The organism is Dactylosporangium sucinum (genome assembly GCF_014647515.1).
In the GTDB taxonomy this organism is placed as follows: Bacteria; Actinomycetota; Actinomycetes; order Mycobacteriales; family Micromonosporaceae; genus Dactylosporangium; species Dactylosporangium sucinum.
Genome location: NZ_BMPI01000077.1, coordinates 9,644 through 31,490, shown reverse-complemented (window position 1 = coordinate 31,490; position 21,847 = coordinate 9,644). Strand labels below are relative to the sequence as shown.

At 74.6% G+C, this 21,847-nt stretch carries 21 protein-coding genes; 7 read left to right on the top strand and 14 right to left on the bottom strand.

Annotated features, from left to right (window positions below):
• From IEZ31_RS46995 to IEZ31_RS46965, 7 genes are all read right to left on the bottom strand, one after another.
• A complete protein-coding gene (locus IEZ31_RS46995) occupies positions 1-912 on the bottom strand; it encodes an SDR family NAD(P)-dependent oxidoreductase (protein ID WP_190256629.1) in 912 nt (303 codons plus the stop codon).
• On the bottom strand, positions 905-1,621 hold the full coding sequence (locus tag IEZ31_RS46990) for an ABC transporter ATP-binding protein (protein ID WP_190256628.1): 717 nt from the start codon (positions 1,619-1,621) through the stop codon (positions 905-907). The genes IEZ31_RS46995 and IEZ31_RS46990 overlap by 8 nt, the downstream gene beginning before the upstream one ends.
• On the bottom strand, positions 1,614-2,372 hold the full coding sequence (locus IEZ31_RS46985; RefSeq protein ID WP_190256627.1) for an ABC transporter ATP-binding protein: 759 nt from the start codon (positions 2,370-2,372) through the stop codon (positions 1,614-1,616). Before IEZ31_RS46985 ends, IEZ31_RS46990 begins: the two co-directional genes overlap by 8 nt.
• Positions 2,359-3,411, bottom strand: a complete 1,053-nt coding sequence (locus IEZ31_RS46980; RefSeq protein WP_190256626.1) for a branched-chain amino acid ABC transporter permease — start codon at positions 3,409-3,411, stop codon at positions 2,359-2,361. Before IEZ31_RS46980 ends, IEZ31_RS46985 begins: the two co-directional genes overlap by 14 nt.
• Positions 3,408-4,280: a branched-chain amino acid ABC transporter permease gene (locus IEZ31_RS46975; RefSeq protein ID WP_190256625.1), complete on the bottom strand. Its 873-nt coding sequence runs from the start codon at positions 4,278-4,280 to the stop codon at positions 3,408-3,410. The genes IEZ31_RS46980 and IEZ31_RS46975 overlap by 4 nt, the downstream gene beginning before the upstream one ends.
• 25 nt (positions 4,281-4,305) lie before the next feature.
• Positions 4,306-5,388, bottom strand: a complete 1,083-nt coding sequence (locus IEZ31_RS46970) for an ABC transporter substrate-binding protein (protein ID WP_190256624.1) — start codon at positions 5,386-5,388, stop codon at positions 4,306-4,308.
• A gap of 204 nt (positions 5,389-5,592) precedes the next feature.
• Positions 5,593-6,315 carry an IclR family transcriptional regulator gene (locus IEZ31_RS46965; protein WP_190256623.1) on the bottom strand — a complete coding sequence of 241 codons (723 nt, stop codon included), beginning with the start codon at positions 6,313-6,315 and terminating at the stop codon, positions 5,593-5,595.
• Between the two features lie 88 nt (positions 6,316-6,403).
• Here IEZ31_RS46965 and IEZ31_RS46960 point away from each other — a divergent pair, with 88 nt between their 5' ends.
• Genes IEZ31_RS46960 through IEZ31_RS46945 form a run of 4 tightly spaced genes read left to right on the top strand, consistent with a single transcriptional unit; the run spans position 6,404 to position 9,080 of the window.
• A complete protein-coding gene (locus tag IEZ31_RS46960) occupies positions 6,404-7,648 on the top strand; it encodes a cytochrome P450 (RefSeq protein WP_190256622.1) in 1,245 nt (414 codons plus the stop codon).
• Entirely contained in the window at positions 7,635-7,835 is a 201-nt protein-coding gene (locus IEZ31_RS46955; protein WP_190256621.1) for a ferredoxin, read from the top strand. Before IEZ31_RS46960 ends, IEZ31_RS46955 begins: the two co-directional genes overlap by 14 nt.
• Entirely contained in the window at positions 7,832-8,698 is an 867-nt protein-coding gene (locus IEZ31_RS46950; protein WP_190256620.1) for an LLM class F420-dependent oxidoreductase, read from the top strand. Before IEZ31_RS46955 ends, IEZ31_RS46950 begins: the two co-directional genes overlap by 4 nt.
• Entirely contained in the window at positions 8,688-9,080 is a 393-nt protein-coding gene (locus IEZ31_RS46945; protein ID WP_190256619.1) for a nuclear transport factor 2 family protein, read from the top strand. The genes IEZ31_RS46950 and IEZ31_RS46945 overlap by 11 nt, the downstream gene beginning before the upstream one ends.
• On the opposite strand, the gene IEZ31_RS46940 is transcribed toward IEZ31_RS46945, so the two are convergent.
• On the bottom strand, positions 9,065-9,748 hold the full coding sequence (locus IEZ31_RS46940) for an IclR family transcriptional regulator (protein ID WP_190256618.1): 684 nt from the start codon (positions 9,746-9,748) through the stop codon (positions 9,065-9,067). The two genes, IEZ31_RS46945 and IEZ31_RS46940, sit on opposite strands and share 16 nt — an antisense overlap.
• 80 nt (positions 9,749-9,828) lie before the next feature.
• Between IEZ31_RS46940 and IEZ31_RS46935 the strand changes: the two genes are divergently transcribed.
• Genes IEZ31_RS46935 through IEZ31_RS46925 form a run of 3 tightly spaced genes read left to right on the top strand, consistent with a single transcriptional unit; the run spans position 9,829 to position 11,959 of the window.
• Positions 9,829-10,407 carry a carboxymuconolactone decarboxylase family protein gene (locus IEZ31_RS46935; RefSeq protein WP_190256617.1) on the top strand — a complete coding sequence of 193 codons (579 nt, stop codon included), beginning with the start codon at positions 9,829-9,831 and terminating at the stop codon, positions 10,405-10,407.
• Positions 10,404-11,507: a zinc-dependent alcohol dehydrogenase gene (locus IEZ31_RS46930; RefSeq protein WP_190256616.1), complete on the top strand. Its 1,104-nt coding sequence runs from the start codon at positions 10,404-10,406 to the stop codon at positions 11,505-11,507. Before IEZ31_RS46935 ends, IEZ31_RS46930 begins: the two co-directional genes overlap by 4 nt.
• Positions 11,504-11,959, top strand: coding sequence for a nuclear transport factor 2 family protein (locus IEZ31_RS46925; RefSeq protein WP_190256615.1), 456 nt, complete (start codon positions 11,504-11,506; stop codon positions 11,957-11,959). Before IEZ31_RS46930 ends, IEZ31_RS46925 begins: the two co-directional genes overlap by 4 nt.
• Positions 11,960-11,977: 18 nt before the next feature.
• Here IEZ31_RS46925 and IEZ31_RS46920 read toward each other — a convergent pair whose 3' ends face one another.
• From IEZ31_RS46920 to IEZ31_RS57710, 6 genes are all read right to left on the bottom strand, one after another.
• A complete protein-coding gene (locus IEZ31_RS46920; protein ID WP_190256614.1) occupies positions 11,978-14,794 on the bottom strand; it encodes a hypothetical protein in 2,817 nt (938 codons plus the stop codon).
• Positions 14,791-17,646, bottom strand: a complete 2,856-nt coding sequence (locus tag IEZ31_RS46915; protein ID WP_190256613.1) for an FtsX-like permease family protein — start codon at positions 17,644-17,646, stop codon at positions 14,791-14,793. The genes IEZ31_RS46920 and IEZ31_RS46915 overlap by 4 nt, the downstream gene beginning before the upstream one ends.
• Positions 17,647-17,713: 67 nt before the next feature.
• The gene (locus tag IEZ31_RS46910; RefSeq protein ID WP_190256612.1) at positions 17,714-19,309 is read right to left on the bottom strand and encodes an AMP-binding protein; all 1,596 of its coding nucleotides are present in this window, start codon (positions 19,307-19,309) and stop codon (positions 17,714-17,716) included.
• Positions 19,299-20,363 (bottom strand): phenylacetate--CoA ligase family protein, encoded by a 1,065-nt coding sequence (locus tag IEZ31_RS46905; protein ID WP_190256611.1) that lies wholly within the window; start codon positions 20,361-20,363, stop codon positions 19,299-19,301. The genes IEZ31_RS46910 and IEZ31_RS46905 overlap by 11 nt, the downstream gene beginning before the upstream one ends.
• Positions 20,360-21,430 (bottom strand): LLM class flavin-dependent oxidoreductase, encoded by a 1,071-nt coding sequence (locus tag IEZ31_RS46900; RefSeq protein ID WP_190256610.1) that lies wholly within the window; start codon positions 21,428-21,430, stop codon positions 20,360-20,362. Before IEZ31_RS46900 ends, IEZ31_RS46905 begins: the two co-directional genes overlap by 4 nt.
• Before the next feature lie 115 nt (positions 21,431-21,545).
• Positions 21,546-21,847, bottom strand: a 302-nt coding sequence (locus tag IEZ31_RS57710; RefSeq protein ID WP_229836939.1) for a hydantoinase B/oxoprolinase family protein, incomplete at its 5' end; no start/stop codon positions are given.

Sequence of the window (21,847 nt, the reverse complement as noted above, 5' to 3'; positions counted from 1 at the left end):
TCACTCTCCTGTCTTCGCGTGTTGGTCCGACCAGCTGCGCATCGCGTGCAGCGGCCGGTGGGCGGTCGTGCCGGCGTCGACGACGATGGACTGGCCGGTGATGCAGCGGGACTCGTCCCCGGCCAGCCACGCGACGACGGCGGCGATGTCGGCGGGACCGGCGGCCCAGGGCAGCAGCCGCTCGGCGGCGAACTCGTCGAGGTGGTGCCCGCTGAGCGCGGCGAGCGCGGTACCGGTGAGGATGAGGCCCGGCGTGACGGCGTTGCAGCGGATGCCGTCGCGGCCGTACATGGTGGCCACGTAGCGGGTCAGCGCGAGCACCGCGGCCTTCGACGAGCCGTAGGCGGCGCGCACGTCGTCGCCGACGAGCGCCGAGACGGAGGCGACGTTGACGATCGCGCCGCCGCCCCGCGCCCGCATGGCCGGCACGGCGTGCTTGCAGGCGAGGTACGTGCCGCCGGCGTTGACGGCCATCGTCCGCTCCCACACGTCCAGGTCGAGAGCGACCAGGTCGCCGTCGCGGCGGTGCAGCTCGGGCTGGAGCGCGGCGGCGTTGTTCACGAGGATGTCGAGGCCGCCGAACGCGTCGACGGCGGCGGCCACCATCGCCGCCACCGACGCCTCGTCGCTGACGTCGGCGGTGACGGCGACGGCGATCGTCTCGCCGGCGCCGCCGCCGGTCGCGGCGGTGCTGCCGGCCGCGGTCGCGGCGGTGCTGCCGGCGGTCGCGGCGGTGACTTCGGCGGTGATCTCGGCCGCGGTCGCGGCGGCCCGCGGGCCGTCGATGTCCGCGATCACCACGCGCGCACCGTCGCGGGCCAGCCGGGCCGCGCAGGCCCGGCCCGCGCCGCCGGCGGCCCCGGTGACGACGGCGACGCGGCCGGCGAACCGGCCGGCCGGCAGCTCAGACACCGATGCCCGTCTTCCGCTGGCCGAGGTACGAGGCGAGCAGCGTGTCCCGGTCGTGCAGCTCGTCGACCGCGGCCTGCATGACGATCGCGCCGCCGTTGAGCACGGCCGCCCGCTGGCAGACCCGCACCGCCACGTGGACGTTCTGCTCGATGACGAGCAGCGCGACCCGCGAGCGGACGGCGACGAGCGCCTCCGCGACCGCCTCGACGACGACCGGGGCCAGGCCCAGCGACGGCTCGTCGATGAGCATCATCCGCGGCGCGGCGACCAGGCCCCGGCCGATGGCGGTCATCTGCTGCTCGCCGCCGGAGAGCGCGAAGCCCAGCCGTCTGCGCAGCGGCACCAGGGCCGGGAACAGGTCGTACACGTCGTCGAGGCTGAACCCGCCGGTGCGGCCCTGCCGCGCGGTCATCCCGAGCTGCAGGTTCTCGTGCACCGTGAGGTCGACGAAGACCCGCCGGCCCTCGGGCACGTGGATGAGGCCGCGTCTGGCGACCTGCTCGGCGGCGAGGCCGCTCAGGTCCTCGCCGTCGAAGCGCACGGCGCCGGTGGCCGCGGTCAGCCGGCTGAGCGCCCGCAGCGTCGAGGTCTTGCCGGCGCCGTTCGGGCCGAGCAGGGCGACCGCCTCGCCGGCGCCGACGGTCAGCGACACCCCGCGCACCGCGTGGGTCGTGCCGTAGCGGACGTGGAGCTCTTGCACCTCAAGCATTGCCGGCCACCCCCAGGTAGGCGTTGATGACCTGCTGGTGCCGCCAGACCTCGTCCGGCGGGCCCTGCGCGATCACCTTGCCGAGCTCCAGCACGACCAGCCGGTCGCAGAGCGAGTCCAAGAAGTCGATCTTGTGGTCGACGACGACCACGGCGAGTCCCGCGTCGCGCGTTTCGCGCAGCAGCTGCGCGAGCTGCGCGGTCTCGGCGTCGTTGAGCCCCGCGCTCGGCTCGTCGAGCAGCAGCACCTTCGGCTCGGCCGCCAGCGCCCGCGCGAGTTCGAGCAGCCGGCGCTGTCCGTAGCTGAGCGTTTTCGACGACGTGTGCGCGAACTCGGCCAGCCCGACCGTCGTCATCGCGCGGAGCGCGGCCTCCTCGCGGCGGCGCTCCCGGCGGTGCATCGCCGGCCGGGCCGCCACCGCGCCGACCAGCCCGACCAGGCGCCCGTCGGGGCTGGACAGCAGCACGTTCTCCAGGCACGACAGCTCGTCGAAGATCTGCGGCGCCTGGAAGACCCGGGCGATGCCGGCCGCGCGGGTGGCGGCGGGCCGGCTCAGCCGGACCCGCTGCCCGTCGACGGTCAGCGCGCCGCGGGCCGTCACGACCCCGCAGACCGCGTTGAGCAGCGTGGTCTTGCCGCTGCCGTTCGGGCCGACCAGGCCCAGCATCTCCTTCGCGCCGACCTCCAGGTCGACGCCCGCGACGGCGCGCACGCCGCCGAAGTCGACCGTGATCCGCTCAGCCCGCAGCATTGGTGCTCCTCCCCCGCGCGAGACGGGCCAGCAGCCGGCGGACGCTCTCGGCGATCCCGTTGGGCAGCGCCAGGACGACGGCCAGCAGCAGCACGCCGTACACGATGCTGCCGAAGCGCTCGATGTCGGACAGCAGCTTGGGCAGCGCGACGAACACCGCCGAGCCGATGATCGGCCCCCACAGCGAGTCGGACCCGCCGAGCAGCAGGATCAGGAACAGCCCGATCGTCAGGTCGATGCCGAACGAGTCGGAGCCCATCACCCCCTGCCAGTGACCGATCATCGCGCCGGACAGCCCGCCGAGCGCCGAGCCGAGCATGAACAGCACGATGTGCACCCGGTTGGCCCGCACGCCGGCCAGGTGGGCGACGGTGAAGTTGTCGCGGGCCGCGATCGCCTCGCGGCGCATCGGCGAGCGCTCGATGAGCGCCCCGACCGCCAGGCACGCGGCCAGCACGCCGAGGAACAGCCAGAACACCTCGCCGTCGCGCCGGAAGACGTAGCCGAACAGCTCCGGCGCGCCGATGCCGACGGTCTGGCCGTTGGGGCCGGTGAAGCCGTCGGCCCGGGCGAACACGATCGTGCCGACCTGGGTCACGGCGAACGTGGCGATGGCGAAGTAGAAGTGCTGCGCCTTGCGCACGAGCGTGCCGACGATGCCGGCGGCCACGGCGGTGGTCGCCATCGCCACGCCGATGCCGGCGATGAACGGGTAGCCCTCCCTGGTCACCCACGCCGACAGGTAGCCGCCGAACGCCATCATGAACGTCTGGCAGAACGCGAACCGGCCGGCGAGGCCGAAGATCCAGTAGAAGCCGAGGGCGGCGACCGAGTACATCAGCCAGAGGTTCACGAGGAACTGGTTGGCTCGGGAGGTACCGCCGATGGCCGGCCCCACCAGCGCCACCACGACCACGAAGGCCGCGATGGCGAGCAGGTGGCGACGGCGGTCGTGGGGCTGCGGCCGCAGGAACCGCAGCGGTGACCGGGGCGCCGGCTCGGCGGCCGGCGGGGCGGGGTCGATCTGCACGGTGCTCACAGCCGGCTCCTGGTGACGTTGACGAGACCCTGCGGGCGGAACACGATGACCAGGAACAGCACGATCGGCGCGAGCATCGTGGAGTACGACGGGAACAGGTACCCGCCGACCAACTGCTCGATGAGCCCGATCGCGAGCGATCCGAGCACGACGCCGGTGAGGCTGCCGAAGCCGCCGAGCACCGCCGCCGCGAAGGCCGTGATCATCAGGCCGAAGCCGAGGTTGAGGTCGACCGCGCCGAGCGGGGCGACCATCAGCCCGGCCAGCCCGGCCAGCACCGACGAGATGACGAACGCGGCCATGCCGATGGCCTTGGTCCGCACGCCCTGGAGGCGGGCGGTGTCGGGGTCGGTCGCCAGGGCCCGGACCTGGCGGCCGAACGACGTGCGGCCGAACAGCAGCAGCAGCGCGACCACCGCCACCGCCGCGACCGCGACGATGAGCAGCCGCTGGTGGGCGATCGACGCCCCCGCGATCCGCAGCGCCCCGTCGCCGGCCGGGCTGGGCAGGGTCTTCGGGGTCGAGCCCTGCCACACGGCGATGAGGCCGCGGATCACGGTCGCCGCGGCGAGGGTCGCGATGACCACCACGATGAGCGGCTTCTTGCGCAGCGGCGCGAACGCGGTCCGCTCGATGAGCAGGCCGACGCCCGCCATCACCAGCAGCGCCAGAAGGTAGCCGGGCAGCACCGGCAGGCCCAGGTCGGTGGTGGCCCACACGCCCAGGTAGGCGCCGAGCGTGATGAGGTCGCCGTGGGCGAAGTTGACCACGCCGGTGGCGTTGTGCAGCACCAGGAAACCGAGCGCGGCGATCGCCAGGACGGCTCCCGAGGCGATTCCGCTCGCGGTCAGCGCGATGACGTTGTCCACAATGGCCTGCCTTCCCGCAGTACCGCTAGCTCGTGGCGGCCGGCAGTTCTTCGAAGGTGTACCGCTTGATTTCCTTGGACGAGCCGTCCGCCGCGTACTGGACGACGGCCATGTCGCGGTTCATCATGTGGGCGGCGTCGGCCTTGTAGTTGCCGGCGCAGATGACGTTGCCGGACACGTTGACCTCGCTCATCGCCTTCTTGATCGCGGCGGGGTCGGTGCCGCCGGCCTTCTCGATGGCGGCCTTGGCGATCCAGACGGCGTCGTAGGAGCCGGCGGCGAGGCTCGTCGCCACCTCGTTGAACTTCGTCTTGTACTTCTCGCCGAAGGCCTTGACCTTGGCGTCGGTGGAGCTGGCCGGGTCGCAGGGGACGACCGCGTGCAGGTTCTTCAGGGGCTCACCGGTCAGCAGCTTGTTGTTCACGGCGAGCGTCGCCGAGCTGCTGGAGAAGACCGGCACGTCGATGCCGTTCTGCAGGAACTGCTTCATCTCGATGGCGAGCGGGTTGGGGAAGGTGAAGCTGATGACCGCGTCGGCGCCCTTCATGGCCAGCACGTGCTGGGTCAGGTCGGTCGCGGTCGCGTCGTAGGTGCGGCTGGCGAAGGGCGTGAGACCCTTCTCCTGCAGCAGGGCGGTCTGGCTCTTGATGTTCGTCGTGCCGTACGCCTCGTTGGTGCCCATCAGGCCGACCTTCGTCGCCTTGAGGTCCTCGAGGATGTACCGGACGGCGGCCTGGTTCTTGAACTCGTCGTAGGGCTGCACGTACCACGCCCACTCGCTCGCGCCCGCGCTGCCGAAGCGCAGCGCCGTGCTGGCGCTCGCGGTGGCGATGAGCGGGATGCCGCTGCGGTCGATCTGTCCCTTGGCGGAGATCAGCGCCGTCGCGGACGGGAAGCCGATGAGCATGTCGGGGTCCTTGTCGACCGCCTCCAGGAACTGGGAGGTGGCCTTCTGCGGGTTGAGCGGGTCGATCGCGACCCGGTCGAGCACCACCTTGCGGCCCATGATGCCGCCGGCGGCGTTGATGTCCTCGACCGCGAGGGCCGCGCCGTCGTGGTAGTCGTTGATGGCGGCGGCGCTCTCCCCCTTGATCTCCCAGAGCCCCACCAGTTTGATCGTTTGTTCGGTTCCCCCGCCTTCGTCACCCGAGTCGCCGCAAGCGCCGGCGAGAAGGAGTGGAAGGCTGAGAATCGCCGCTAACAATGGCCTTTTGCGCATTGGAATCACCTCGGCGGAGGAAGATGATCACCTCGCTCGCCAGCGGGGTGTGAGCCGTATCATCAACCAAGCGTTTGCTCGGTGTCAACGAGATCAGCCAGTTCTCCGCGTGATCCGTGCCAGCTCGACCAAACGTTCGCCCAAACGTTCCAGTGACGCACGGTCGCAGCGGTGCTGCGGGACGGCGATCACCACGACCGCCGCCGAGCCGTCGGGCGCCACCGGCAGGTGGGTCGCGACCGCCCACAGCGGGCTGGCCGGGTGGGTCTGGGTCGCGTAGCCGCGGCGCACGTAGTCGGCCCGGCGGGGGAACCACGCCCGCGCCGCCTCCTCCCCGAGCAGCTCGACGACCTCGGCGTCGGCCATCCCCGCCAGCAGCGCCTCGCCGGCCGCCGTCTCCAGGTCGACGGTCGTGCTGGTGCCGACCGGGAAGGTGACCTTCAGCGGCTGGGTGCTCTCGACCGCGTCGACGACGAGCAGCCGGTCACCGTCGCGGACCGAGAGCAGCACGGTCTCGCCACTCTCGGCGCTGAGCTGCCGCAGCAGCTGGTGGGCCTGCTCGCGGGCGGCCGCCTCGGCGGCGAACGCGCTGCCGACCGACAGCGCCCGCCCGGTGACCACCCAGCGCACGGCCGGCGGCTCGCCGAACGGCCGGATCCAGCCCTCCTCACCCAGCGTGATCAGGGCGCGGTGCACCACGCTCTTGTGCAGGCCCATGAGCCGGGCCACCTCGCTCGCACCGACCGGCTGGTGCCGCGAGACGAGCTCGAGGACGCGCAGCCCGGTCGCCAGCGACTGGACTCCCTTGACAGCCATGAAAACCGACGCCTACCGTTCCGGGCACAACAGAGAGACGGCGTCTCTCTAGGAGAGACAACTTAGCCCTCTTGAGGTGAGGTCGTCAATGACCCTGACCGCCGCCGCCACCGCCGAGGACTACGACGTCACGTCGGACTGGCATGTCAGCAACCCCTACCCCTTCCTGCGGCGCCTGCGACAGTCGCGGCCGCTCTTCTACAGCGACAACCTCGGCGCCTGGGTGCTCACGCGCTACGACGACGTGCGCGCCGCCCTCGCCGACAACGAACGCTTCTCGTCGGACGGCATCCTCACCGCGGCCCACCGCCTCGAGGACGACGTCCGCGAGATGCTCGGCTCCCAGGAGGCGTTCCTGGGCCGGTTCGTCGCCAACGTCGACCCGCCGACGCACACCCGGCTGCGCCAGGCGGTGGCGAAGGCGTTCACGCCCCGCGCGGTCGCCAAGCTCGGCGACCGGTACCGCGAGCTGATGCACGAGTCGGTCGACCTGGTCGTCGCCGACGGCCGGGCCGACCTCGTCGCCCACTTCGCGACGTTCGCCCCGGCCCGGCTGATGGGCATCTTCATCGGCCTGCCCCGCGAGGACGAGCCGCAGGTCCACGCCTGGGTGCACGCCTGGTTCCAGCTGTTCCTCGCCCGGCACGACCCGGCGATCTCGCGGACGCTCGCGAAGAGCTTCCTCGACTACCTCGCGTACGTGAACGGGCTGATCACCGACCGCATCGCCGAGCCGCGCGACGACTTCGCCAGCCTCATGGGCCGGCTCGTCGACGGCACCCCGCAGGGCCTGGACCGCCTCGACGTGGTCGAGCAGATCAGCGCCCTGCTGCTCGGCGGCAACGACACCGTGCCCAACGGCGTCGGCAGCTCGATCTACCGGCTGCTCGACGGCGGCCACTGGCCGCAGGTCGCCGCCGACGCCCGGCGCATCCCCGGCGCCGTCGAGGAGGCGCTGCGCTACGACGGCGCGGCGACCGGCATCTTCCGCCGGGCGGCCCGCGACATCGAGCTGCACGGCGCGACGATCCCGGCCGGGTCGTTCGTCTTCGTCAGCCAGGACTCCGCCGGGCACGACGAGACGGTGTTCGCCGACCCGGAGACGTTCGACCCCGCACGCGCGAACGCCGGCCAGCACATGGCGTTCGGCCACGGCATCCACCACTGCGTCGGCGCGGCCCTCACCCGGCTGGAGATGAGCATCTCGATCGAGGTGCTGTCCAGCCGGCTGCCGAGCCTGCGCATCGCGCCCGGCCAGGAGGTGCGCCACCGGCGCAGCGTGACCGGCCGGGGCCTGGAGCGGCTGATGGTGGAGTGGGATGAGCGGGATTGAGGTGGACCGGGCCCGGTGCGATCTCTACGGCACCTGCGCGGAGACCGCCCCCGACCTGTTCCGCCTCGACGACACGGACGACGAGCTGGTCGTCCTGACGCCGGTGGTGCCGCCGGAGCGGCTCGACGCCGCCCGCCGCGCGGTCGAGGCCTGCCCGAAGACGGCGCTGCGGCTGGTGCCGGCATGAGGTTCGCCGTCGCCCCGCCGTACGACAACGGCGCCCCGGCCGATCCGCGGTTCATGACCGAACTGGCCGAGACCGCGGACCGGCTCGGGTTCGACTCGCTGTACCTGTCCGAGCACATCGTGGTCGTGTCGGACTACGAACGGCTGCACCACTACACACCGGACGGCGACATCGGGCTGCCGGACGACACCCCGTTCCCGGATCCGCTCGCCGTGCTCGGCCACGTCGCGGCGTGCACCGAGCGCCTCCGGCTGGCCACCAGCGTGCTGATCCTTCCGGAGCATCATCCGGTACAGCTGGCCAAGCGGCTCGCCACGATGGACGTGCTGTCCGGCGGCCGCCTGCGCATCGGGGTCGGCGTCGGCTGGATGCGCGAGGAGATGGCGGCGCTCGGCGTCGACTACGCCTCGCGCGGACGGCGCACCGACGAGGCGATCCGGGTGCTGCGGGCCTTGTGGAGCAGCGACCCGAGCGACTTCGCCGGCGAGTTCTTCGCCTTCCGCGGCGCGCGCTGCTTCCCCAAGCCGGTCCAGCCCGGCGGGGTGCCGATCCACGTCGGGGGGCACAGCGAGGCGGCGGCCCGGCGAGCCGGGCGGCTGGGCGACGGGTTCCACCCGCTCGGCGTCGACCTCGCCCTGTTGCCGGAGCTCACCGGCGTGGTACGCCACCACGCTACGTTGGCTGGGCGGGACCCGGATGCGATCGAGGTCACGTTGACCGTGTCGCTGACGGCGACCGACCCTTCGTTCGTCCGGCGCGCCACGGTTGCCGGCGTCGATCGCCTTGTGCTGTCGTGCCGCTCCCTGCGACTGCCGCAGATCCGGGCCGAGATGGAGAGGATCGCGATCGAGCATGGACTCTGACGCGGTGCGCCGGTTGGCGCTTGTGTATGCCCGCGGCTGCGACCGCCGGGATGCCGACGGCGTCGCCGCCCTGTTCACCCAGGACGGGCGGCTCGCCCGGGAGCCCGACCTGGACGTGCGCGGCCGGGCCGCGATCGCCGAGCGGATCGCGGCCCTGTCCCGATACCGGGTGACCACCCACTTCGTCGGCAACCACCTCGTCGACGGCGACCGCGGCGAGGTCTACTGCATGGCCTACCACCTCTACGACGACCGCGTGTTCGTGATGTCGATCCGCTATCAGGACCGGTATGCCGAGACCGGCGAGGGCTGGCGGTTCGCCGAGCGGGTCCTGATCGTCGACTGGACCGAGGACCGGCCGCTCGGTCACGCCCCGGCGTAGACCGTCCGGACGGCCTCGGCCAGGACCGCGCCGAGGCGGCGCAGCTCGGGCTCGCCGCCCCGGCTCTGCGGCACACCGATCACCACCGCCGCGGGCAGCGCGCCCGGCTCGCGGGGCAGCGCGACCGCGGCGGCCCACAGCGGCACCTCGCCGGACATCTGGACCGCGAAGCCGTCGCTTCGCGCCTGCTCCACGCGCGCGTCCGGCTCGGCGTCGTCCTCCCGAGCCAGGATGGCCGCGCCGCCCGCCGTGCCGGGGCCGAACGGGCCCGTGTAGCCGATCGGGAACGTCACCCGCAGCACGTGCGTGCTGGCGATCTCGTCCACCACGATGAGGCTGCCGCCGTCGGCCACGGCCAGCCACACCGTCTCCCCCGTCGCGGCGTGCACCTCGCGCAGCACCCGCCGGGCCCGGGCCCGCAGGTCCTCGCCCGCCGCGAACCGGCCGCCCACCGCCAGCGCCCGCCCGGTCAGGGTCCAGCCGCCCTGACCGGCCGCGTCGGGCCGGATCCAGCCGTCCGCGTGCAGCGTGGCGACGATGCGCTGCACCGCGCTCTTGTCGAGGTCGAGCTCGCGCGCGAGCGCGCCCAGGCTGGCCGGCTGGTGCAGCGACACCTGCTCCAGCACCGCCAGGGCACGGCTGACCACGTCGATCGTCTTGACAGCCACGAGCGGCCCTCTCTACCGTCGGTCCCATTGGTTCTTCGATACCCTATATCACTGAGTGATACCCACGGAAGGACCCCGCCATGGCCCGAATCCGACCCGCGGCCGGCCACGCCGTCATCGACCCGGCCACCGCCACCCAGCGCGAGCAGATCGAGCAGGTCCATGCCTCGATCCTCGCCCACCGCCCGAAGATCGCCGCCGCCGTCAACGACGCCTACCGTCAGGCGCTCGCCGACGAGGGCACCCTCCCGCCCCGGCTGGTCGAGCTGATCCGCATCCGGCTCGCGTTCCACAACCAGTGCCGCAGCTGCATGGCCGTGCGGTACCAGTCGGGCATCGACGCCGGCGTCGACGAGGACCTCGTCTGCTCGCTCGCCCGGCCCGCCGAGGCGCCCGACCTGACCCCGGCCGAGCGGGCCGCGCTGCGCTTCGCCGACCTGCTGGCGACCGACCACCTGCGCATCGACGAGCGCGTCTACGACGAGCTGCGCGAGCACTTCGACGAGGGCGAGATCGTCGAGCTCGGCCTGCGCTGCGCCCGCACCATCGGCTTCGGCCGGCTCAACGCCACCTGGATGAACGTCGAGCACCTGCCGGAGCGGTTCAAGGACACCCAGGGCATCCTGACCCCCTGGGGCGGCGAGGCCATCGCGTGGTGACCGCGACCGCGCTGGTCCTGACCGACTACGGCCGGCTCGAACGCCGCGAGTTCCCCGAGCCCGCGCTGGGCGACGACGACGCGCTGCTGCGGGTCGAGGCCTGCGGCATGTGCGGCAGCGACCACGAGGTCTTCACGGGCCGGATGCGCTGGCCGCTCGGCTTCGTCCCGGGCCACGAGACGGTCGGCGTCATCGAGCGCATCGGCCCGGCCGCGGCCCGCCGGTGGGGCGTGGCCGAGGGCGACCGGGTCGCGGTGAGCAACCGCCGCGCCTGTCGCACGTGCGCGCGCTGCACGGCCGGCGACCTGGCCAACTGCGTCCGCTTCGGGCCGATGACCTCGTACGGGATGGTGCCCACGTCGGTGCCGCCGAGCCTGTGGGGCGGCTACGCCACCCACCACTACCTGGCCCCGGAGTCCGTCGTCCACCGCGTGCCGCCGTCGCTCGACCCGGTGTCGGCGACCCTGTTCAACCCGCTCGCGGGCGCGGTGACGTGGGCCGTCGAGGTGCCGGCCCTGCGGCCGGGCGAGGTGGTGGCGATCCTCGGCCCGGGCATCCGCGGCATCTGCGCGGCCGCCGCGGCGAAGGCGGCCGGCGCCGCGTTCGTCCTCGTGACCGGCGCCGGCGAGCACGACACCGAGCGCCTGGCCACGGCCCGCTCGATGGGTGCCGACCTGACGGTGGACGTGACCCGCGACGACCCCGTCGAGGCCCTGCGCTCGGCCGCGGGCCGCCTGGCCGACGTGGTCGTCGACATCACCGCCCACGCTCCCGCCGCCTTCGGCCAGGCGATGGAGCTGGCCGCGCTGCGGGCGCGCGTGGTCTACGCCGGCAGCCGCGGCGACGACGCGACGGCGGTCTGCCGCCCCGACCTCATCACGACCCGCGAGCTGCGCCTGACCGGCGTCCGCGGCGTCTCGACGTCCGCCCCGGCGCAGGCCCTGCGCCTGCTGGGCGAGCACCGTTTCCCGTACGAGCGCATCGCCCGCACGGTGGCCGGCTTCGACACGGTCCCCGACCTCCTGCTGACCATGTCGGGCGACGCCGGCCGCCGCCCGCCCCTGCACGCCGTCTTCTCCCCGCTGGAGGGCTTGTCGTGACCGACGTTCATGAGATCGAGCAACTCCTGTACCGCTACGCGATCGCCATCGACACCCGGAACTGGGATCTGCTCGACTCCTGCTTCACGCCCGACGCGGCCATCGTGATGAGCGTGGCGGGCCGATACCCGACTCCCGCCCACTACCGCGACAAGGCCAAGGTGGTGCTGGCCGGACTGGACGCGACCCACCACGTCTTCAGCGCGGTCACGGTCCAGGTGGACGGCGACCGCGCGACCGCGCACAGCTACTACCAGGCCCAGCACTGCCGCAACGCCCTGGCTCCGCGCTCGCTGTTCCTGATCGGCGGCTGGGTCGACGACGAGCTGACCCGGGTGGACGGCCGCTGGCTGATCAGCTCCAGGCGGGGCACGGCGGTCTGGTTCGACGGCAACCCCGCCGTCCTCGACATGGACGTGCAGCCGGGCGCCAATCCGGCGCTGCTCGCCTGACGTCGGCGGCGGCGGACCCTACGACCGGGGCCGTACCAGCGCGATCGTGCCCAGCACCACCGCCGATCCGCCGAGCGCCAGCAGCATCGGGGTGAACGGCGGCACGGCGGCGGGATCGACCGCAGGCAGGTAGCGGCCGATCGCGAACCACGCCACCGCGGCCGCCGCCGTCCCGGCGACGAGGGCGACGGCCACGAGCGACAGCGTCGCGACCGGCTCCACGCGCCGGGTCACCCGCGCCGGGACGCCCTGGCGGCGCAGCGCGACCAGGTCGGCCCAGCCGGCCGTGCCGGCACCGAGCGCGGTCACCAGGAGGGCCGCCGCGCCCAGCACCACGGCCGCGATCCCCGCCAGCAGCGCGTAGCGCATGCCCAGCGCGCCGCCGGAGCGGCCCAGCAGCGCGCGCTCGCCGGCCAGGGTCCGCTCGCCGGTGACGGTGAGGCCCGCCGCGACGAGCGCGTCCACGACGGACTGCGGGGTGCCCGGCGCGAGCCAGACCTCGGCGTGCTCGGCCAGGCCCGAGTCGACGGCGAGCCGGTCGGCGTACTCCAGGTCGATCAGTGCGCCGTGCGTGCCCAGGCGGGGCAGGGCACGCGCGGTGGCCACCGGCGCCACCGGGTCGAAGATGTCCGGCGGCACCGGGGGCGGCGCAGGGCCCGTCGACACCACCGGGATCCGGTCGGGCACGCCGGCCGGGCGCAGCAGGCCGGCGTCGGCGCGGCCGGTGGCCCGCAGCGCGAAGGTGACGCCGTCGGGGGCCGCGGTGACCGTCCCGTCCTGGGGCGCGCGCCAGTCGCGGGCCGGCGGGGCGTGCAGGGTCAGGGTGACCGCCTGGCCGGCGGTCGCGGGCAGGCGGACCTGGAGGACGGCGAGGCGGCAGCCGGCGGCACAGGCGGCGGCCGCGGCGTACACGCGGCGGCCGGGCTGGAGCGCGCCGAGGCGCACCTCGATGCCCGGCGCGCCGTCGAGCGGCGCCAGGCGGGCGGTGAGGTCCGGGCTCAGGCCGTCGAGACGGACGGCGGTGATGTCGAACGCCACGGTGTCGCCGCGCACGGTGGCGGGCGGCGCGGCGGGGCTCGGGTGGAGCGCGCGGGCCAGGTCGGGCAGGGAGACCTCGGCGTACGACGGATGCCACACGGCCACCGCGGGCAAGCGGGGCGCGTCCACCGCGAGGAGGTCGTCCGTGAGCGGCACGACCGCCATCGCGTGCCGGGCCTGCGAATCCGCGCCCCGGGTGGCGGCGAGCAGCCGCTGGCGGGTCACGGGTGCGAGGCTCAGCACCCGGCTCGCGCCGACCGCGGCGTCCGCCCGCGCGTCCTGGGTCACCGCGGCGACCGCAACGCCCGTCGTCGCGAAGCCCAGCAGCGCCACCGCGACCACGAGCACGGTCAGCAGGCGGCGGCCGGACGGCTGGCGGGCCAGGCGCAGGGCGGCGAGCGCGGCCACCGGGCGGCCCCGGTGCAGGGCGGACGCCGCGACGCCGGCGGCGACCACGGGCATGGCCCGCGCGGCGAGCAGCGCCACGGCCAGCATGAGCAGCGCCGGGGCGAGGGGCGCCACGCCGTAGACGCTGTCGCCGGACGTGTGGAAGTGCGCCACGGCCACGGCGGCGAGCAGCCAGACCATGACGTCGAAGGTCGCCGAGCGCCACCGGGCGCCCCGCCGGTCCACGCGCCGCAGCAGGTCGCTCAGCGGCGCCGAGATCGCCCGGACGGCCACCACCGCGCCGGCGAGCACCGCGGCGGCGGCGAGCGCGGTCCCGTACGCCAGCGCCGCCGGAACCCCGGCCCCGGCGATCAGGCTGCCGGTCAGGCCGCCCGCCAGGACGGGGACGGCGGGCTCGGCGGCCGCCAGCCACCAGCGGCCGGTCCGGCGGGCGCCGCGCAGCGCGACGATGCCGTGCTCGAAGCGGCCGGCCCGGGCGCCGGTCGCGACGGCGAACACGAGCACGGCGCAGCCGAGCAGGGCCACGGGCACCGCCGCGAACGGCACCGGCTCCCGGGCCGCCGCGCGGGCCGCGTCGATGCGGTCGAGCAGCGCGCCGAGGCCGATCTCGGCCCGGCCGCTGCCGATCTCGCCGCCGGTGCCGGCCTCGGCCTGCGCGAGCCAGGCCCGCAGCCGCGGCAGGGTCGCGGCCCGGATCGCGCCGGGCTGCGGGAACGCGTCGAACGTCTGCAGCTCCGACGGGCGTTCGAAGCCGTCGAGCGTGCGCCGATCGACGTACACGACACCGTCGGAGGTGCCGCGGCCCCAGTAGGGCGAGGCGACCGGGCGCACGATGCCGACGACGGTCAGGTAGCCGGGCAGGCCCGCCGGGACGAACGTGCTCGTGCCCGGCTTGTAGGAGGACGCGGCCAGCGCCAGCGGATCGCCGAGCCGGACGCCGGCCCGCCGCGCGGTCTCCTCGGTGAGCACGGCGTCGCCCAGGCCCATGAGGCACCGGCCCGACACGAGCGTCACGTGTTCGCAGACGTCGTCGCGGTACGTCACCTGCCGGGTCCCGTCCAGGAACACCTCGGGCCGCTCGGCCGGCTGCGCCACGAACGACGCCGAGAAGACCCGGGTGTAGCCGGGCGCGTCGAGCAGCCGGGCGCCATCGCGCTCGAAGCCCTCGTCGATCGTCCCGGCGTTGTTCGACTCGACCGTGGCCGCGGCGAGCATCGTGCGCTCCTCCGAGCGGGCGGCAGCCACCTCGGCGGCGACGATGCCCTCCTCGGTCCGGGCCAGGTACACCGGCGCGAGCGCGACCCCGGCGCAGGCCAGGCCCGCGAGCAGGAACAGCCCGACGGCCTGGCGCCAGCGGGCCCGCAGCATCGCGAGGGTGAGCACGATCATCGCCGTCCCCCGATCCGTCCCGAGCCCAGTGCGGCCAGGCCGAAGCAGAACGCCGCGGCGGCGATCGCGGTCAGCAGCGCGAGTGCGGACACCGGCGGCTCGTCGACGACCCACGCGTCGGCGAACGGCCGCACCGGCGCGCGCAACAACCAGCGGGCCGCCGCCGCGGCGGTGAGCCCGATCGCCAGGGCGAGGAGTCCGGGTGCGAGCGCGGACCACAGCGTCGCGGCCCGCAGCAACCGGGCCGGGACACCCTGGCGGCGCAGGGCCTCGATCTCGGCCCGCCGGTCGCGGCGCTGCACCGCCGCCACGACGGTCAGCGCGGCGCTCGCCAGCAGCACGGCCAGCGCGGCGGCGAGCAGGTGGAAGCGCAGGGCGGCGGCGGGGCCGAGGCGCGCCTGGCGGTCGCGGGCGGCCGCGACCGAGTCGCCGCCGATGACGGTCAGGCCGGCCGCGGCGAGCCGGTCCAGCACGCCGGGCGGTGCGCCGGCGGCCAGCCACACCTGGGAGACGTCGCCGGGGCGGGCCGGCTCGGCGAGCCCGGCGGTGAGCCGGTCGGCGTACTCCAGGTCGGTCAGGATCACCCCGCCGGACCGGGCCGGCAGCCCGTCCGCGGTCGAGGCCCGGACGGGCACCCCCACGCCGGCCACCGCCAGCTCGGCGAGGCCGCTCTGGTCGGGCTCGCGCAGGGCGCCGGCCGTGGCCAGGACCGGCAGGGGCACCGGGGCGTCGACGGCGTAGATGCGCCGGTCGGCCGGTCCGTGGCGGGCCGGCGCGACGGCGGCCAGCCGCATCCGGCCCTCGCCGCGCAGCCGCTGCACGCCCATGGCCGCGTCGCCGACGGCCGTTCGCCACCGCGCCGGATCGGCGAACCCGGCCCCGTCGATCGCGACCCGGCCGTCGGCGCGCAGCTCCACGAGGTCGAGGACCGCGCCCGGGTCGGCGCTCAGGTCCAGCGCGACGAGCCGGCAGCCGGCCCGGCAGGCGGGGGCCTGCGCGTGATATTCCCGGTCCGCCCCGATCGCCCCGAAGTCCGCGTGCACCTTCTCCCCGGTGCCGGCCACGGCCAGCGTCAGGCTCAGCGCCACCGGCCCGCCGCCGGACGCCCGCAGCGTGAGCGCCGTGCCGGTGACCGCGATCGGCGCCGGGGCGGGCGGATGCAGCCGGTCGGCCGCCGGGCCCGGGTCGACCGCCGCGACGGCCCGCAGCCGGCGCGAGTCGACGGCGAGGAGCCGGGGGCCGGGGCCGGACGCGCCCGACACGACGACGGCCATCGCGTGGCGGCCCTCCGGGTCGGCGGCGCGGACGGCGGCCAGGAGCCGCTCCCGTGGGACCGGCGCGACGGTGAGCACCCGGTCGGCGCCGATCTCGGCCTGGGCCCGGTGCAGGCGGGCGGCGTCGGCCCGGGCCCAGTCCTGCGCGGCGACCCCGCAGACGCAGGCGGCCGCCGCGAGCACCGGCACGATGCGGTACGCCGACGCGCGCCGCGCCAGGAACAGCGCGGTGAGCCCGCCGGTCAGCCGGCCCCGGGCCAGGGCCGCCCGCCCCGCGGCGACGGCCGGCGGGAGCAGCAGCCGGGTCAGCAGCACGGCCCCGGCCGTGGCGAACAGCACGGGGGTGAGCAGCTCCAGGCCGTACCCCCGCACGGGCGTGTCGCCGGTGACCGCGGACTGGTATCCGCCCGCGCCCGCGACGGCGATGACGGTCACGTCCAGCGCGGCGGCGGCGAGCGCGGCCCGGCGCGGCGGCGCGGACCGCAGCAGCCGGTGCACCGGCACCCGGGTCAGCCGCCAGTCGGCGGCGACGATGAGCACGAGCGCGCCCAGCAGCACGAGGGCGGCCGCTGCCCGCAGTTCCGGCGGCAGCAGCCCGGCCACGGCGACGGCCCCCGCGACGGCGGGCAGCGCGCTCTGCCCGGAGGTGGCGATGACGACCCGCCAGCGCCGGGCCCCGCGCAGCGCGATCCGGGCGGCGTCGCCGCGCCGGGCCTCGGCCGCATACCAGGCGGCGACCCCGATCGCGAGCCACCCGACCGCGACGAACTGGACGGCGGCGACCGTGATGCCGTGCTCCACCGCGTACCGCTGGGCGGCCACGGCCTTGATCAGCGTCTCGGCGCCCGAGGTGACCTCGAGCGACTCGCGCTTGAGCCGCGCGACGGCGGTGGCCACCGCGTTGCCGTCGGCGCGGGCGAACTGCGCGACCGGCAGCAGCAGGTCGTCCGTCGCGTACACCTGCACCCCCGGCGCCGCGATCGTGTCGAGGGTGGTGAGGCCGATGTCGGCCGGCAGCCCGCTCCACCACCAGCCGAGCGGGTCCCGTGGCTCGAACGTGGCGACCACGGTCAGCGCGAGCGGCTCCCGGCCGACGACGTTGTGGTGCAGCAGCCGCGTGCCGACGGCCGCGCCGAGCCGCCGGGCCAGCGCCGCCGGCAGCGCGACCTCCCCGACCCCGGCCGGGCATGCCCCGGTGAGGACCAGGTTGGCGCAGGCCTCGTCGCGATACCGCAGCTCGGCCACGATCCGGGCCCCGTCGCCGAGGGCGAGCGTCCCCGGCAGCTGCACCCCGGCCACCGCGCGCTCCACCTGGATGCCGGCCGTGGACTCGGTCGTAGCGCGGAAGCGGTCGAGGGCCTGGACCGGGTCGGCGCCCAGGGCGATGCCACCGCGCACGCCGACCGTCCGCTGCGCCGGCGGGGCGGCCGCGACGAGCGCCGCCGTCGCGGCCGCCGTGTCCCGGCTCGCGAACCAGCCGGCCCCGCCGAGCCCCCCGGCGGTGATCGCGACCAGCAGCGCCATCACGATCGCGGGACCCCGGCGGGCACGAACAGCGCTCCAGACGACGGCCAGCACGCCGTGACCCTAGCGGAGCCGCGACCGCCCGTGGGATCGCTCCCACGAAGTGGATCGCTCCCGAGGGTCAGGGGGTGGCGAGGCGGCGCAGCGCGGACTTGTCGACCTTGCCGTTCGCGGTCAGCGGCAGCGATTCGACGACGTGGACGTGGCGGGGGACCTTGTAGTTCGACATCTTCTCGCGGGACCACGCGATCAGCTCGGCCGGCGTCAGCGCCGCCCCCGGCAGCGGGACCACGAAGGCGCAGCCCGCCTCGCCCGACGAAGGGTCCGGCACGCCGACGACCGCGGCCGCCGCGATGCCCGGGTGGCGGCCGAGCAGGTTCTCGATCTCCGCGGGGTAGGCGTTGAAGCCGCCGACGATGAACATCTCCTTCTTGCGATCGACGATGCGCACGTTGCCACGCTCGTCCAGCACGCCGATGTCGCCGGTGTGGAGCCAGCCCTCGGCGTCGACGGCCGCACGGGTCAGGTCCGGGGCCTTCCAGTACCCCTGCATCACCCCGTATCCGCGGACCAGCACCTCGCCCGGGGTGCCCGCCGGCACCGCCGCGCCGGTGTCGTCGACCACCGCGATCTCCTGGCCCGGGACCGCGCGGCCGGCCGTCGAGGCCACCACCTCGTCCGGGTCGTCGGGGCGGGTCATCGAGACGACCGAGCCCTCGATCAGTCCGTACGCGTTGACGATGCGCTCGATGCCGAGCACCGAGCGCATGCGGTGGATCAGCTCGGTCGGCACGGCCGCGGCGCCGACCACCGCCGAGCGCAGGCTCGTGATGTCGCGGTCCGGGAGGTCCGGGCGGGAGAGCAGGCGGTCGAACAGCGCCGGCGGGCCGGCCAGGAGCGTCAGACGCTCGCGCTCGACCAGCTCCAGCGCGGTGTCGGGGTCGAACAGCGCGATCGGGTGGATCTGCGCGCCGCGGATGATGCAGGCCAGCAGGCCGGCGTTGATGCCGAAGCCGTGCGCGAACGGGCTGACGACCGGGTAGCGGTCGCCCTCCCGCAGGCCGACGAGCTCGCTCCAGTCCCAGTAGGCGCGCATGATCTGCGGGCCGGCCAGCACGACACCCTTCGGCTCGCCCGTGGTGCCGGAGGTGGCCAGGATCTCGATCGGGTCCTCCGGCCGGACCTCCAGCGCCCGGCGCCGCACCTCCTCGACCGGGACGGAGACCTCGGCGACGCCGGCCAGGCCGGCGGAGCTCAGCAGCAGGACGTCGCGGAGTGACGGCAGCCGCTCGAAGGGGCGATCGGGGGCGGCCGGACCGTACTCGGCCGCCAGCAGGTCGACGTAGTCGACGCCGAGGAAGCCGTCCGCGGCGACCAGCAGCCTGGCCCCCGTGCGGTCGAGCAGTTGGCCGGCCTCGATCGCCTTGGCTCGAGTCGAGACCGGCACGATCACGGCGCCGGTGTGCCAGATGCCCAGGGCGGCCACCACCCAGCGCCAGGTGTTCGGCGCCCACACCGCCACCCGGTCGCCGCGCGAGACGCCCAGGCCGATGAGCCCGGCGGCGAAGGCCTCCGCCGAGGCCAGCAGCTCGGCGGTGGTCAGGCGGACGTCGCCGTCGACGACGGCCACCGCCGACGGCGCCTGCTCGGCGCGGTCCAGCAGCATGCGGGGCAGGGTCTCCCACTCCGGCATCGGCGGGAGCGCGTCAGCGGCCATGGCGGTCCGAGCCGAGGTGGTGGCCGCGGCGGTCGTCGATCACCGGCGGCGCGCTGGTCTCTGACACTTCGGGCAACACCTCGACCTGGATCGTCACCGGTGTCACGGCCGCGAGAGCCTGGCGGACGCGCCCGTGCCACATGGGGTTCTTCAGCAGCGACGGCCGCGCGAACGCGACCTTCAGCGTAGCGATGTCGAGCGTACCGTCCCGGCGGATCTCCAGCGTCCATCGCGCGATGCCGTCGATCTTCGACAACACCGCCCGAAGCCGGGGCAGCGACAGCCACCGGCCGCGGATGAGGACGTGGTCGCCGACCGTGTGCGTGGGCGCCGGGATGCCGGATGAACCGTCCAGGTCGACCACCTCGCCGGTGCGGATCGTCGCCCCGCCGAGCGTGGAGTGCCACCCCGGCGTCAGGACCAGCTCGGCCGACTTGCCCGGCGCTGCCGCCAGTACCGCATCCTCCGAAAGCTCGGCGAGCGCCAGGAGCCCGTCGCGGACCGGCACGAGCGGGTTGCGCTCGTCGGTGGCGTCGCGCCAGGCGAGCGCGGCGCCGAAGACCGGGTCGACGTAGACGCCGATCACCCGCGCGCCGAACTCGGCGGCGAGGTGGCGGCAGGTGCGCTGGTCGGTGATCTCACCGACCAGGACCAGCGTCCGCAGCCCCAGGTCGAGCGGGTCGACCAGGAACTCCATGTGCAGCCGGGCCAGCAGGTCGGCCGCGCCGGTCGGGGTGATGACGAGCGTGGTGGCGCCGACGGCCTCCAGTGCGGCCAGCAGGCGCATCCGCCCGCGCGGGCCGACGGAAGCGGTCGCACCCGCGAGCCCCGTCAGTGCCTCGGTCAGCAGCCCGCCGGCGAGATCACCGTCGCTGTTGAGCGCCACGACGACCCGGTCCTCGGCGGTGATGCCGGCCGCGGCGAACGTCTCCCTGCTCAGCTCGACGGTCGCGGCAAGGTCCGCGGGCGACAGCGGCACGGCGACATCGGCGGCCGGCGAGAGGCGCAGGAAGCCGGTCCCGGCGGGAACGGTGTCCCGAGACAGCCAGGTCACAGCTCCGCCACCTCCTTCGCGAACAGCGAGATGGACGACAGGACGTGCTCGTTGGCGAGGCCGCCGACCTGGAATTGCAGGATGAGGTCGGTGATGCCGGCCGCCTCGAGGCGTTCGAGGGCCTTGCGCGAGCCGGCCACGTCGTCGAGGACGATCATGTGGTGCTCGCGGAGGGTCTCGATCGCCTCCTCCGGCGCCTGGCCGGCCGCCAGCTGACCCAGCACCCGGTAGGTCGCGTGCCGCGCGTCCATGTAGTCCGACGGGGTCACCAGGTTGACCTGGCGGCGGATGTACCACAGCACGGCGTCGGCCGCGTTGGCGTACGCCTGCTCGCGGGTCGGCGCGACGTGCCACGGGATCATCAGCGCGACCCGCCGGGTGGCCGGGTCGTGGCCGTGCTTGGCCAGCTCGGCCTTGTACGCGGCGATGTCCTCGGCGACCGCGTCGAGCCCCTTGAGCATCGTCATGCCGAGCAGGTGGTAGCCGCCCTGGGCGGCCGACAGGTACCCCTCCAGGCTCGTGGAGGCGACCCAGATCGGCGGGTGCGGCTTCTGCACCGGTCGCGGGTACACGCCCACGTCCGGCACCAGCCAGTGCTCGCTCTCGGCGTGGACGGGCTCACCGTCGGCCTCGAAGATCCGCGTCACGATGTCGAGGTTGGTCTCCCACAGCTGGCGCGACTGCTCGAACGGCATGCCGAACGCCTGGTACTCCAGCGGTGAGGCGCCGCGCCCGGTGCCGAACTCGACCCGGCCGCGGCTGAGGATGTCGAGGGTCGCGACCCGCTCGGCGGTGCGGATCGGGTGGGAGAAGGGCAGCAGGACCACGCCGAGGCCGAGCCGGAGCCGTTCGGTCTGCCGGGACAGCGCCGCCAGCACCAGGTCGGGTGCGGCGGAGTGGGAGAAGCCCCGGGTGAAGTGGTGCTCGACCATCCAGAGGGCCTCGTAGCCGAGGCGGTCGGCGAGGACACCTTGTTCAAGGAGGTTCTCGAAGGCCTGCTGCTCCACTTCGCTGGTGCGCCCCCGGACCTCGAGCTCATAGCCCAGACCCACGCGCAGGGATGTCATCGCCGCCTCCTGGCATTGCTCGTCGCTCTTATGAACAAGCGTTTGGTTGGTACGGTAACAGTGGTGCGCGTGGCTGCCAATATCCAGCTGGCGCACTTGGTCGTTTGTTCAAGCGTCAGAGACGCTCGGCGGTGCCGTCCGCGGCCAGCCGGACGCCGTAGGCCGCCGCGGCCGCCGCGGCCGTGACCCGGCCGTCCGCCACGTCCAGCGCGACCGCGACGACGTCGCGCTCCCGCGGGTCGCCCAGTCCGCCGCCGCCGGTGGTCTCGACGATGAACGCCTCGCCGGCCCGGAACACGACGTTGTTGTTCTTCGCCGGCAGCCGCTCGACCCGCCCGTCGGCCGCGCGGCGGTAGAAGCCGCCCAGGCGGCCCGGTCCCCCGCCGGAGCGGCCGGGCGGAGCGCTGCCGAGCCGGT

Coding starts and splice junctions, on each gene's coding strand:
- IEZ31_RS46935 (WP_190256617.1), top strand. CDS start 9,829: ATGGCCCGAATCCGACCCGCGGCCGGCCACGCCGTCATCGACCCGGCC.
- IEZ31_RS46950 (WP_190256620.1), top strand. CDS start 7,832: ATGAGGTTCGCCGTCGCCCCGCCGTACGACAACGGCGCCCCGGCCGAT.
- IEZ31_RS46900 (WP_190256610.1), bottom strand. CDS start 21,430: ATGACATCCCTGCGCGTGGGTCTGGGCTATGAGCTCGAGGTCCGGGGG.
- IEZ31_RS46960 (WP_190256622.1), top strand. CDS start 6,404: ATGACCCTGACCGCCGCCGCCACCGCCGAGGACTACGACGTCACGTCG.
- IEZ31_RS46910 (WP_190256612.1), bottom strand. CDS start 19,309: ATGGCCGCTGACGCGCTCCCGCCGATGCCGGAGTGGGAGACCCTGCCC.
- IEZ31_RS46945 (WP_190256619.1), top strand. CDS start 8,688: ATGGACTCTGACGCGGTGCGCCGGTTGGCGCTTGTGTATGCCCGCGGC.
- IEZ31_RS46985 (WP_190256627.1), bottom strand. CDS start 2,372: ATGCTGCGGGCTGAGCGGATCACGGTCGACTTCGGCGGCGTGCGCGCC.
- IEZ31_RS46955 (WP_190256621.1), top strand. CDS start 7,635: ATGAGCGGGATTGAGGTGGACCGGGCCCGGTGCGATCTCTACGGCACC.
- IEZ31_RS46920 (WP_190256614.1), bottom strand. CDS start 14,794: ATGATCGTGCTCACCCTCGCGATGCTGCGGGCCCGCTGGCGCCAGGCC.
- IEZ31_RS46990 (WP_190256628.1), bottom strand. CDS start 1,621: ATGCTTGAGGTGCAAGAGCTCCACGTCCGCTACGGCACGACCCACGCG.
- IEZ31_RS46965 (WP_190256623.1), bottom strand. CDS start 6,315: ATGGCTGTCAAGGGAGTCCAGTCGCTGGCGACCGGGCTGCGCGTCCTC.